12 protein-coding genes are annotated in these 12791 nt (G+C 38.9%); 4 read left to right on the top strand and 8 right to left on the bottom strand.

Annotated features, from left to right (window positions below):
- Complete coding sequence (locus AC6I5C_RS14475; RefSeq protein ID WP_497905773.1) at positions 1–480, bottom strand: GyrI-like domain-containing protein; 480 nt, start codon at positions 478–480, stop codon at positions 1–3.
- Positions 470–1603, bottom strand: a complete 1134-nt coding sequence (gene folK, locus AC6I5C_RS14480) for a 2-amino-4-hydroxy-6-hydroxymethyldihydropteridine diphosphokinase (RefSeq protein ID WP_497905774.1) — start codon at positions 1601–1603, stop codon at positions 470–472. The genes AC6I5C_RS14475 and folK overlap by 11 nt, the downstream gene beginning before the upstream one ends.
- A 73-nt stretch (positions 1604–1676) precedes the next feature.
- Between folK and AC6I5C_RS14485 the strand changes: the two genes are divergently transcribed.
- The 3 genes from AC6I5C_RS14485 (at position 1677) to rpsU (ending at position 5421) form a co-directional block, all read left to right on the top strand.
- Positions 1677–2381 carry a queuosine precursor transporter gene (locus tag AC6I5C_RS14485; RefSeq protein ID WP_497905775.1) on the top strand — a complete coding sequence of 235 codons (705 nt, stop codon included), beginning with the start codon at positions 1677–1679 and terminating at the stop codon, positions 2379–2381.
- Between the two features lie 85 nt (positions 2382–2466).
- Positions 2467–5106 (top strand): AsmA family protein, encoded by a 2640-nt coding sequence (locus AC6I5C_RS14490; RefSeq protein ID WP_497905776.1) that lies wholly within the window; start codon positions 2467–2469, stop codon positions 5104–5106.
- 120 nt (positions 5107–5226) lie between these two features.
- A complete protein-coding gene (rpsU, locus tag AC6I5C_RS14495; protein ID WP_497905777.1) occupies positions 5227–5421 on the top strand; it encodes a 30S ribosomal protein S21 in 195 nt (64 codons plus the stop codon).
- A 61-nt stretch (positions 5422–5482) separates the two neighbouring features.
- Here rpsU and AC6I5C_RS14500 read toward each other — a convergent pair whose 3' ends face one another.
- Positions 5483–6277: a DUF2797 domain-containing protein gene (locus AC6I5C_RS14500; RefSeq protein WP_497905778.1), complete on the bottom strand. Its 795-nt coding sequence runs from the start codon at positions 6275–6277 to the stop codon at positions 5483–5485.
- A 47-nt stretch (positions 6278–6324) separates the two neighbouring features.
- Between AC6I5C_RS14500 and AC6I5C_RS14505 the strand changes: the two genes are divergently transcribed.
- On the top strand, positions 6325–7839 hold the full coding sequence (locus AC6I5C_RS14505) for a GH3 auxin-responsive promoter family protein (protein ID WP_497905779.1): 1515 nt from the start codon (positions 6325–6327) through the stop codon (positions 7837–7839).
- Positions 7840–8140: 301 nt separating this feature from the next.
- Here AC6I5C_RS14505 and clpX read toward each other — a convergent pair whose 3' ends face one another.
- The 5 genes from clpX to AC6I5C_RS14530 all read right to left on the bottom strand — a co-directional run bounded on the left by clpX (position 8141) and on the right by AC6I5C_RS14530 (position 12768).
- On the bottom strand, positions 8141–9373 hold the full coding sequence (gene clpX / locus AC6I5C_RS14510) for an ATP-dependent Clp protease ATP-binding subunit ClpX (protein WP_053978161.1): 1233 nt from the start codon (positions 9371–9373) through the stop codon (positions 8141–8143).
- Between the two features lie 36 nt (positions 9374–9409).
- Entirely contained in the window at positions 9410–10087 is a 678-nt protein-coding gene (gene clpP, locus AC6I5C_RS14515) for an ATP-dependent Clp endopeptidase proteolytic subunit ClpP (RefSeq protein WP_053978160.1), read from the bottom strand.
- 135 nt (positions 10088–10222) lie between these two features.
- Positions 10223–11545: a trigger factor gene (gene tig, locus AC6I5C_RS14520; protein WP_497905780.1), complete on the bottom strand. Its 1323-nt coding sequence runs from the start codon at positions 11543–11545 to the stop codon at positions 10223–10225.
- 80 nt (positions 11546–11625) lie between these two features.
- On the bottom strand, positions 11626–11973 hold the full coding sequence (locus tag AC6I5C_RS14525) for a phage holin family protein (protein ID WP_053978158.1): 348 nt from the start codon (positions 11971–11973) through the stop codon (positions 11626–11628).
- Positions 11974–12003: 30 nt separating this feature from the next.
- Positions 12004–12768, bottom strand: a complete 765-nt coding sequence (locus AC6I5C_RS14530; protein ID WP_497905781.1) for an alpha/beta fold hydrolase — start codon at positions 12766–12768, stop codon at positions 12004–12006.
- Positions 12769–12791: the final 23 nt, after the last annotated feature.

The following is a 12791-nucleotide window of genomic DNA, read 5'->3' on the forward strand; positions in this document are numbered from 1 at the left end:
CTATCCAATAGGAATCCAAATTTCCTCTTTATTTACCTCTTGTCTCGGATTATAAGATGGCGGCAATTTTTCAAAATGCGGACGGTCATCCACCGCATATCCCAATTGGGGCAGCCATTTTTGAAACACCGATGTCCAAACGGGCGGGTAATTGGCTATACTTCCTTTGTAGTGGAACACAAAGTATTTGCCGCCTTTAATTACTAAAGATTCCAAACCTTCTGGCACGTTATCAAAATTATCCACCTCAACACCAATCCATTTGTCAAATTGGGTTTGAGGCGTCAGGGTTTCAAAATTAAAAGACTCATAAACCTGAACCGAAAACGTGGAATCTCCCATTCGGGATGAAATCTCAGCTAGCCTTGGCATCAACTGCCTTCCTAACCTTGCGGTTTCCAGTCCCATGGTTTCAAAGGACACCTTGGCACGCATCCCCACCAACTTTAGGTCCGGTTGTTGCACAATCCTAAATACCATCGTTTATTTCTTTTAACAACCAAAAATAATCGGCCCTATTGGCTACAAAATCCCGGTCCGTGATATCAATGATCTTAACGTTGAGTTCATTTTGATTTCGTAAAAACTCCAAGTACCCCGCATTGATTTTCTCCAAGTATGCATCCTCAATCTGCTGCTCATAATCTCGGCCACGTTTGCGAATATTTTGCTGAAGCCTGTCTATTTTTTGATACAAATAGACATACAGTTCTGGCTTGGCAATGTCCTTATACATCAAGTAAAAAAGCTTTCGGTACAGCTTAAATTCATCCTCTACCAAAGTCACTTTTGAAAATATCAAAGATTTAAATACATCGTAATCGCTCACAATAAAATCCCTAAACAAATCCAACTGCGACAAATCATCACTGATCTGCTGATAACGATCGGCCAAAAACGACATCTCCAAGGCAAAGGCATAACGCTGTGGTTCTTGATAGAACTTCGGTAAAAACGGATTGTCTGCAAAGCGCTCCAAAATAAGCTTCGCATTAAAATCTTCAGAGATCATGGTTGCCAAACTGGTTTTACCGGCGCCTATATTTCCTTCAATAGCAATATAGTTTTTAGACGAAAAACCGTAGGCCTCCATAGGATTATGCAAAACAGCGTCAATAGGCTGTACGTCACTATCATCTTTACATAAACGAGTCAAAGTTCCAACACTTTGTTGCAAAACTGGATGGATCACCTCCGAAGCAATATCATTCAAGGGTTGCAATACAAATTGGCGTGACTGCATGCGCGGATGTGGAATGATCAAACTTTCTGAATCCAGCACCAAATCATCAATTAAAATCACATCCAAATCAATAGGTCTGGATGCATACCCCGATTGCTCAGAACGCGTGCGCCCCAACTCTTTTTCAATACTCAATAATTCTTGCATGACCTCCTCTGGAGCCAACTTCGACACCACCGAAATACAGGTATTCAAAAAATCGTCTCCCTCAAATCCCAAAGCAAGTGTATTGTACACTTTGGCAATGCGATCTACCCTTCCAATACGTTCAAAAATGACACTTATAGCCTTTTGAAGATGTTGAAAACGGTCTCCAGTATTACTACCCAATGCAATGTAAAATGTGTGCGCTTTATCCATAATCAGGGTCAAAGTAACTAAAAGAAATATTAATCCTTTATATTTACAAAACGTATTTATCCACAAATAAAATATGACTTTAAAAGACAAACTCGCGGCACAACGCATTTATCTGATATTGGCAGCTTTATTTATCACGTCATTGGTAGTTTCCAACCTCATTTTTCAGAAGTTTTTCTATTGGTATCCCCTCCATATTGAAGTGTTCAATACCAAACTTTTTGAAATATCGGTGGGCATTCTTCCCTACCCAATTACCTTCTTGATTACCGACCTAATTAGTGAGATTTATGGTAAAAAACGCGCCAACCAAGTAGTGTTAACCGGGATTTTTGCTTCCGTATTTTCGTTACTGATCATTTTGGTAGCCAATGCCGTACCCGCCACGTCATGGTCGCATGTAAAAGATGATACGTTTGCCCATGTGTTTGGGAATTCGGCCATTGCCGTTTGCGCCAGTATGCTCGCTTATTTATTTGCCCAATTTATTGACATTCAGGTGTACCATTTTTGGAAACGACTCACCAAAGGCAAGCATCTTTGGCTGCGCAACAATTTTTCAACTTGGTTCTCGCAGTTCATAGACACCTTTACCATTGTATTCCTCTTGTGCTCATTTCACATCATTGAATGGAGCAATTTTACAGGCCTATTGGTGTCAGGCGTTTTATTCAAAGTCATTGTAGCACTGTGCGACACGCCATTTTTGTATTTGGGCGTTTATATCATGAAAAGACGGTTCCAACTGGAGCTAAACGAAGAACTCCAACTTGTCTAAATTCCTAAAGTTTTATTAAACATTTCAATCCCCAACCAATCTATAAGCAGATACGTATATCTTTACACAAACCTACTCAACACCTATGAAAAAAGTATTTAAAATTATTGGAATTATCATTGTTGTAATCATTGCATTGCTAGTTGCCATCCCTTTACTGTTTCAGTCCCAAATCAAGGACATGATCAAGACAACTTTGAATGACAATCTGAATGCCAAGGTTGAATTCGAGGATGTCAACCTGAGTCTCATAAGTAACTTCCCGAAGGCCCATGTTACCATAAACAACCTTTTCATTACCAATTTGGCGCCGTTTGAAGGCGAAACCTTAGCTTCGGTAAAATCTATTGCCTTGAACATGTCCATCATGGAACTTTTTAAGGATTTCGAAACCGAGCCACTTGCCATTAGCAGTTTTAGTATTGATGAGGCTTTGGTGAATATTCTAACCGATAAAGAAGGGAACAGCAATTACGACATTGCCAAACCAAGCGACACGCCTTCAAACGAAGACCCTTCCTCAGAAAGCAGCGGAAATTTCACCATCGATATTCAGGATTACAATATCAGCAATACCAACTTGAACTATGTGAACGCCGCCTCAAACATGGAAGTACGTGTTGCCAACCTTAACCACTCAGGAAAAGGACAGTTCTCTTCGGAACGCTCACAATTGGACACCCATACAGACTTATTCATCAACTTCGCAATGGACAGCACCCAATACCTTTCTAACATGCATTTGAAACTTGATGCAGTTATTGGATTGGATTTAGAACAGAACATGTACACGTTTAAGGACAATAAAGGCTACATCAACGCTTTGCCATTGCAATTTGACGGCTATGTAAAACTGTTAGAAAATGCTCAGGAATTGGATATTACATTTGAAAACCCAGGATCTTCATTCAAGGATTTATTGGCCTTGGTACCAGAAGCCTATGCTAAAGACTTAAATGGCGTAGAAACCAATGGAGATTTCAAATTATCAGGAATTATAAAAGGTCAGCTTTCCGAAACCACGATTCCAACTTTGGATATTACCATGATTTCCAACAATGCGTCCTTTAAATATCCTGACCTTCCAAAAAGGGTTGAAAACATCCAAATAAATACTACGGTTAAAAACAATACAGGAAATCCAGACGATACTTATGTTGCTATCGATGCGTTGAACTTCAAAATAGACCAAGACGTCTTTAAATCGTCGGCAACTATTAAAAACTTGACCAAAAACATGGCCATAAATGCCAAAGCAGAAGGCACCTTGAATTTAGGAAATATCTCCAAGGCTTATCCTCTGCAATTGGAAGAGGAATTAAGCGGTATCTTAAAAGCCAACATCCAAACAGCTTTCGACATGAATGCTTTGGAAACAAACGCTTACGAGCGCATTAAGGCCAATGGAAACCTAAACATTACAGATGTTGTATTTTCTTCGGAAAGTATGCTGAACCCTGTAGAGATTGCAAAGGCCGACCTGTCATTTTCTCCTCAAAGCGTTTCCTTAAATACCTTTGATGCCAAGACCGGCAACTCCGATTTTAAGGCCTCTGGAACTCTAAATAATTTTATGGGCTTTGTATTTAGTGACAAAACGCTTCAGGGGAATTTCAATTTGAGCTCCAACAAATTTGTTGTGAACGATTTTATGACGGAAGACACTTCTGTTGAAACGGAAACCCAAACAGAACCACAAACTACCGAAACCTTAAAAATTCCAGACTTTTTGGATTGTAAAATTTCTGCACAGGCCAATACTGTGGTTTACGACAACCTGAACCTTAAAAACGTTAAAGGAACCTTGACCATTAAAGACCAACAGGCCATCCTCTCTGATATGAGCAGTGATATTTTCCAAGGGAAGTTGGCAATTGACGGAACGGTCTCTACTAAAACGGAGACCCCAACCTTCAATTTCAAATTGGGCGCTTCCAATTTTGACATTGCGCAATCCTTCAATGACCTGCAATTGTTTCAGGCATTGGCTCCAATTGCAAAAGCATTACAAGGGCAGATGAATTCCAGCATCAATCTTTCTGGAGCGCTTAACAGCGACTTGGCTCCTGACCTGAATTCCGTAACGGGAAATGCCGCCATGGAACTTCTCACCTCTAAAATAGAGCCAAAAGAAGGCCCTGTACTGAACAAGTTGAAAGACGAAATGTCCTTTATAGATTTTGACAAATTGGATTTAAAGGATCTTAAGACCAAATTGGAGTTTGCCGATGGAAAAGTAAACGTAAAACCTTTCCATATTAAATATGAAGACATTGACATTGAAGTTTCCGGATCGCATGGGTTTGACATGTCTTTAGCCTACAACACGGTGTTTAACGTCCCTGCGAAATATCTAGGAAGCGATGTCAATAAACTACTTGCTAAAATGGATGACAAGGATGTTAAAAACCTGACCGTTCCTGTTTCCGCCAATATTGGAGGGACTTATGCAAGTCCTAAAATCTCAACGGATTTGACCAGTGCCGCTTCCAATTTGACAAAACAATTGGTAGAAATGCAAAAGAACAAACTCATCAATTCAGGATCTGATCAAGTAAAAGACCTATTAGGAGGTTTGATGGGAAGCAATTCCAAAGAAGAAACTCCTGATACTTCCAATAATGCAACAGGTGATAGCAGCAAAACAGAAGAAGCCATTACCGAAGGCGTAAAAGACGTTTTGGGAGGCTTGTTTGGTAAGAAAAAAGAGAAATCCGACAACTAATATAAACTACTAAAATTAAACACCTTAAACTAGTTTCAATATAAATTATGTAAAGTTTTCATGTTTTACTTGCATAGTTCAATTAAAAAATTACATTGGGGGTTAACAAAATAAATATCTATGATAAAAATTTTAATTAAAGAAGGCGAAAGTATTGAACGTGCTTTAAAACGCTACAAGCGTAAGCACCGAAATGTCAAGGTGATGCAAAACTTAAGAGAGGGGCAATTTTTCACGAAACCGTCCGTTAGAAGACGACGTGAAATTCAAAAAGCTTCCTATATCCAAAACTTAAGAGACCAAGAAGATATTTAATATACATGAAAAAGGCTACCCTAGGGTAGCCTTTGCTTTTCTATGTATTACTTGTCTTGCTCTAGCCTATTGAGATATCAACTACCAAGCCTTCGTTGGCACGCACGTTAAAAACGGTTTGATCTTCGAAGATGAGATACTGTCCCTTGATGCCAGAAAGCTTTCCGGTATAAGAAGGTGTTTTTGATAAATTTAAGCTCTTAGGCTTTTGTGGATATTGCACTACTGGAAACTCCATATCTGTTTCAGTATTGGACTCTATAATGTATTCCCTAGCTTCCTCTGGCACATAAGGCAACAGACGTTCGCGCCATTCCACCAAATTTTCATCTACCACTTCATTTTTTAACATGGTACGCCAGTTGGTTTTATCAGACACATGTTCTTTTAAGGCCACCTCAGTAATTCCCGCCAAATACCGGTTAGGCACTTCTACAATTTCAATGGCTTCATGCGCCCCTTGATCAATCCATCTGGTAGGCACTTGCGTTTTACGGGTCACCCCTACTTTCACGCTACTGGAATTGGCCAAATACACAATATGCGGTTGCAACTGCACTTTCTTTTCGTATTCCAAATCGCGGTCTTCTTTTCCTAGATGCGCCATACTCAATTCTGGTCTCATTATCCAATCTGCAGCCTGCGGTACTTCAAAAAAGCAACTTTTACAAAACCCCTGTCTATAAATTGGCTTATCCATGCCACAATTCAAACATTCATATTTCACAAACTGAATGCTTATCGTTCTATTTAGCAGTTGGTTTAGGTTTAAAAAGTCATTTTTAAACACCAAATAATATTGTATGGGATGGCCATACTCGGTCTCCATTTTTGTGAGAACTCCTTGGTAGGTCATAAAAAAAAATGTTATTTTTAGTTACTTTTTTTAAAGATACTGCAAATATGCCAATTCCTTTAGTAAATTCCATTGCCTCGTGGTTTTTAAAAAAACGATTTCATCAAATTGAGCTGTTTTTAAAATACCCCAACGAAGTACAAAACGAATTGTTATTGGATCTTATTACCATTGCCAAAGACACCGAATTTGGCAAAAAATATGATTTCGACTCCATCAAAAGCTATCAAACGTTTGCTGACCGAATTCCCATTTCTTGTTATGAGGATTATCAAAACGTGATAGAGCGTTCCCGTTTGGGTGAACACAATATATTTTGGCCCAGCCCAATCAAATGGTTTGCCAAATCCAGTGGTACTACCAACGCCAAAAGCAAGTTCATTCCTGTAAGTTATGAATCCTTGGAAGATTGCCATTATGCAGCCAGCAAGGACTTGCTCTGCATGTACCTCAACAACAATGAAGATTCACAACTATTCACGGGAAAAAGTCTTCGATTAGGCGGCAGCAAGGAACTTTACAAGGAAAACGGCACTGTGTTTGGAGATTTATCGGCCATTTTGATTGACAATATGCCTTTTTGGGCCGAGTTCAGCAGCACTCCTAGCAGCAAGGTGTCGCTAATGAGTGACTGGGAACATAAAATGCAGGCCATTGTAGATGAAACCATCAATGAAAATGTAACGAGTTTAGCCGGCGTCCCCTCTTGGATGCTGGTACTTTTAAATAATGTATTGGACACCACCGGCAAGAAAAGCATCACCGATGTATGGCCGAATTTGGAAGTGTATTTTCATGGTGGCGTGAGCTTTGTGCCGTATGTAGACCAATACCAAACAATCCTTCCTAAAAAGGATTTCAGGTATTATGAAATCTACAATGCCTCTGAAGGCTTTTTTGCCATTCAGGACCAAAACAATTCCAACGAATTATTGCTAATGTTGGATTACGGCATTTTCTATGAGTTCATTCCTATGGACACCTATGGGACTCCTGAAGAAAAAGTCATTCCTTTAAGCGACGTTGAAAAGGACAAAAATTATGCTGTTGTTATTACTACAAACGCCGGTTTGTGGCGTTATAAAATTGGAGACACCATTAGGTTTACCTCACTGAGCCCATACCGCGTGAAGGTTTCTGGGCGCACCAAACACCATATCAATGTTTTTGGAGAAGAATTGATTATTGAAAATGCGGAGGATGCGCTTAAGGACGTTTGCCGACAAACCGCTTCTGAAATTGTGGAATATACCGCTGCTCCAATTTTCATGAACGGCCACGAAAAAGGCTCTCATGAATGGTTGATAGAATTTAAAACACCCCCGAAAGATCTGAACCGATTTGGAGAACTTTTTGACAGCGCCCTTAAATCATTAAACTCAGACTATGAAGCCAAACGTTTCAATAATATAACCCTAAACATGCCCAAAATCAATATTGCGAGAGAGCATTTATTTTACGATTGGCTAAAACAGCACAACAAATTGGGAGGCCAGCATAAGGTGCCAAGGTTATCCAACAATAGGGAGTATATGGATGAATTGTTGAAATTGAATTTTTAAAAATTAAAACTTGCTTAAAAATCCGATTAACGCCAATTCAAAAATCCGCATAACGATTATTTAATTGCATTTGTCCAATAATCTGTCTCGTCATTTTTATCTTACACAAATGCTACTATATTTACATAGTTAATGTTGACAATTCTCCCTTAAAATTGTCATAATTCCAATGCAATTTTAGAACTCACAAAAGGGCGAACCTTTTTCAAAAAATAGTATTGCAGAATATTAATTATTGATCCAAATAGCAAAAAAGCCGCTCATAATGAGCGGCTTTTTTATTTTAATTTTATAATAATGATTAAGACACCGCCTTCAGCTTTTTAAGGGCCGTCTTGTTCAACTTATCCTCAGCATAACTCCTGGTTACGTTTAGCTTGTTATCATCGCTGCTAGGCATTTCAAACATGGCATCCGTTAGGATTTCTTCACATAAGGAACGTAATCCTCTAGCTCCAAGTTTGTACTCAATAGCTTTTTCAACAATATAATCAAGAGCCTCATCAGTGATTGTGAAGTCAATATCATCCATCTCAAACAGTTTTTTATACTGCTTGATAATGGCATTTTTCGGCTCTGTTAAAATAGCACGCAGAGTTGCCGCATCCAACGGATCCATATAAGTAAGCACAGGTAAACGCCCAATGATTTCAGGTATCAGTCCAAAATCCTTTAAGTCCTTCGGAATGATATATTGAAGCAAATTGTTGGCATCAACCTGATCATCGTCATGAGCTGCCTTATAACCAATAGCCGCCATGTTAAGACGTTTTGAAATTATGCGCTCAATACCATCAAAAGCACCACCTGCAATAAACAGTATGTGCTCTGTATTCACCTCAATAAACTTTTGGTCTGGGTGTTTACGCCCTCCTTTTGGCGGAACATTTACCACAGTACCTTCCAACAACTTCAACAAGGCTTGTTGCACCCCTTCACCAGAAACATCTCTGGTGATTGAAGGGTTATCACTCTTTCTGGCAATCTTGTCTATTTCATCAATAAACACGATGCCTTTTTCAGCTTTCTCCAAATTGTAATCGGCCGCTTGCAACAAACGCGTCAAGATGCTTTCTACATCTTCTCCAACATATCCTGCCTCCGTCAACACCGTAGCATCCACAATAGCCAAGGGCACGTTGAGCATTTTGGCGATGGTTTTGGCCATCAAGGTTTTTCCTGTACCGGTTTGCCCAACCATGATAATATTACTCTTCTGGATTTCAATATCATCTTCACTAGCTGGTTGCAATAAACGTTTATAGTGATTGTATACCGCAACAGACATCACCTTTTTGGTGTATTCCTGCCCAATGATATACTCGTCTAAAAAGCCTTTGATCTGCTGAGGCTTTCTTAGCATTAACTCTGTCGATAATTCAGAATTGTCACTTTGCTTGGACTCTTCCAAAACAATACCATGAGCCTGTTCGATACAACGGTCACAAATATGAGCATCCAATCCTGCAATCAACAGATTGGTTTCTGGCTTTTTCCTACCACAAAACGAACATTCTAATTCTTCCTTTGCCATAAATTCAAAAATTCAATTTAAATATCAATGTGATATTTATACGTTACGGGCCAAAACCTCATCAATCATTCCATACTCCAAAGCTTTATCTGCTTTCATCCAGTAATCTCTATCACTGTCGTTATACACTTTGTCGTAGTCCTGTCCCGAATGTTTACTAATTATTTTATAAAGTTCTTCTTTCAAGGTCAAAATTTCGCGAGCGGTGATTTCAATATCACTAGCTTGCCCTTGTGCTCCTCCCAATGGCTGGTGGATCATGACTCTTGAGTGGGTCAATCCGCTACGCTTTCCTTTTGCTCCAGCACACAACAGTACCGCTGCCATTGACGCCGCCATTCCTGTACAGATGGTAGCAACATCTGGCTTAATCAACTGCATGGTGTCATAAATCCCCAATCCAGCGTACACGCTACCTCCTGGAGAATTGATATATATTTGGATGTCCTTGGAAGCATCGGTACTTTCCAAAAACAACAACTGCGCCTGAATGATATTTGCCACCTGATCGTTAATGCCAGTTCCCATAAAAATGATGCGGTCCATCATTAAACGTGAGAACACATCCATAGCCACGGCATTCATTTGGCGTTCTTCTATAATGTTTGGAGTTAAGTTTGTTGGGTACATACTGCTGATAATTTTATTGTAGTAAGTACTGCTAACTCCCTGATCTTTTATTGCAAACTTTTCAAATTCTGTTCCGAAATTCATATGTCTAATTGTTGTTAATAATTGATAAAACCTGAGGCTGTACAGGTGGAAATTGACCTGGATTTTTGAAGGTCAAAAAAAAGCGTAAAACCGATCAGTTTTACGCTCTAAATATAATCATTTATTCTGTAACAATTAAGAGTAAAACTCTTTTACAAAATCGTCATAAGTAATCTCTTTTACTTTAAGATTTCCTTCAGTTTTGTAAAGATTCAATAGTTTTTGGCTCATCAATTGCTCTGACAAACGCTTCACTTCATCTTGGTTAGACAAAATTCTAGCTGCAATGTTTTCCAATTCTTCATCAGCAGGATCCATCTGTCCAAACTGTGCCATTTGTACTTTGATCATTTCTTTAGCATGAGCTTTCAAATCTTCAAAAGTTACCTGAAGGTTGTGATCTTGGATTAATTTACCTTCGATCAATTGGTAACGCATGCTCTTTTCAGACTTCTCATACTCTTCTTTAGCTTGGTCTGCATCCAATTGCTCTTCTCCAGCAGTTTGGATCCACTTTTGCAAGAAAGCTGCAGGCAAATCAAACTTAGTATTCTCTACAAGATACTCAGTTACATCATTCAACAATTTTTGGTCACCTTGCTGAGCAAATTGCTTTTCAGAATCTACTTTGATTTTTTCTTTCAACTCAGTTACTGAAGTTACTACTCCTTTACCAAATAATTTATCGAACAATTCTTGATCCAAATCAGCCAATTCTCTAGTGTTGATTTCAGTAACGGTAAAAGTTACTTCAACATCCAATCCATGAGCATCATCGTGAGATACTTTCAAGAAGTGCATTAAATCGTGATCGTCATTAAACAATCCTTTAGTATTCAATGTAATCACATCTCCAACCTTAGCACCAACAAATTTTTTCTCGTTGGTTTTACCTTTCACTTTATCTAAAGTGATGGTAGCAGTGTTGTTGATTTCTTTTTCTTCGTTAGCGAATACCCCAGTAATTTCGTCATCTTTAGAAGCTTCTTCCTTAGATACCAATTTACCGTATTGCTTACGGATGTATTCCACTTGGTTGTCCAACATTTTCTCGTCGGCAACAATATTGTATTGAGTAATTGCTTTTTTAGATTTCAATTCTACGTCAAATTGAGGCGCTAGACCTAATTCGAATTCAAAAGAAAAATTGTCAGCATCCCAATCCAAATCATCCTGTGGCTTAGGTAATGGATTTCCTAAAACATCTAGCTTCTCTTCCGTAAGGTATTTGTTCAATGCGTCCTGCAACAATTTGTTAACCTCATCCACCAAGACAGCTTTACCATATTGTCTCTTTACCATGGTCATTGGCACATGTCCTTTTCTGAAACCAGGAATGTTAGCCGACTTACGGTAATCTGAAAGGATTTTCTCCACTTTATCGCTGTAGTCATCCTTAGAGATGTCTACTTTTACAACAGCATTTAATGCGTCAATGTTTTCTCTTGTAATATTCATTCTTGAATCGTATAAAAATTGGGTTGCAAAAGTACATATTTTTTGCAACTCAACAAAGTTTTAAGAGCTTGAAATTCAGTCTATTTTTTATCCTCATTTAAAACAGAGTACAATATAGATTCCAAGATAGACAAAAGGATACTGAACAAAATGGCCGTCCAAATACTGCTCACTCCAAAACCATCGATAAAACTGCTCGCCATGAGCACAATCAACGCATTGATTATCAACAAAAACAAACCAAGGGTAAAAATGGTAATAGGAAGGGTTAAAATTACCAAGATGGGCTTTACAATAGCATTGAGCAAAGCCAATACAATGGCGACAATAATTGCAGAAGTGAAGCCAACAACCTCAACTCCCGGCAATAATTTTGCTAAAATCACAACGGCAACCGCCGACAATAAAATTCTGAGAACTAGTTTCATAAGATCGTATTTTTATTAAAAATACGAATATTATCCTACGAAATTAACAACGTCATCAAAAAACTCTTTTGGGTTTTCGGCATGCAGCCAATGGCCGGCATTGGATACCGTTTCTATTTGGGCCTTAGGAAAATGCGCCTTGATCAAAGCTTCATCTTGAAGCGAAATATATTCAGATCTGTCACCTCTTAAAAACAAGGTGTCCTTTTCAAATTTAGCATGTACCGGCAGCGCTTCACCTACTTCACCTACGTTAGCTTTCAATGCCTCCAAATTCAATCTCAAGGCCAACTGCCCTTTTTCCTTCCAATACAAGTTCTTCAACAAAAACTGGCGTATTCCAAAATCAGTTATATAACGAGACAAAGCTTCATCGGCTTCTCCCCTATTAGAAATCACCGAAAAATCCAATTGGCTCAAACCTTCCAAAATGGTGTCGTGATGTACTGGATAAAAACGTGGAGAAATATCGGCAACAATCAATTTAGATACCAATTCGGGATATTTTGAGGCAAACATCATAGCTGTTTTCCCTCCCATGGAATGCCCCAACAAGACAACCTCCGAGAGATGGTGGGAAGTGATATATTCTTTTAAATCTTCAGTGAGGATTTCATAGTCAAAAGCATCGGCATGGGGACTACGGCCGTGGTTGCGTTGGTCTACCAAATGGACCTCATAGCCTTCGTCACTAAATTTCTTTCCTAGGGTTTTCCAGTTGTCCCCCATTCCTAAAAAACCGTGTAAAATGATGAATGGACTTCCGCTTCCTGTAATATTTGAGTGTAACTGCATCTTGAATGTTTCTTGATTATTAC

The organism is Mangrovimonas sp. sgz306409, from assembly GCF_059735265.1.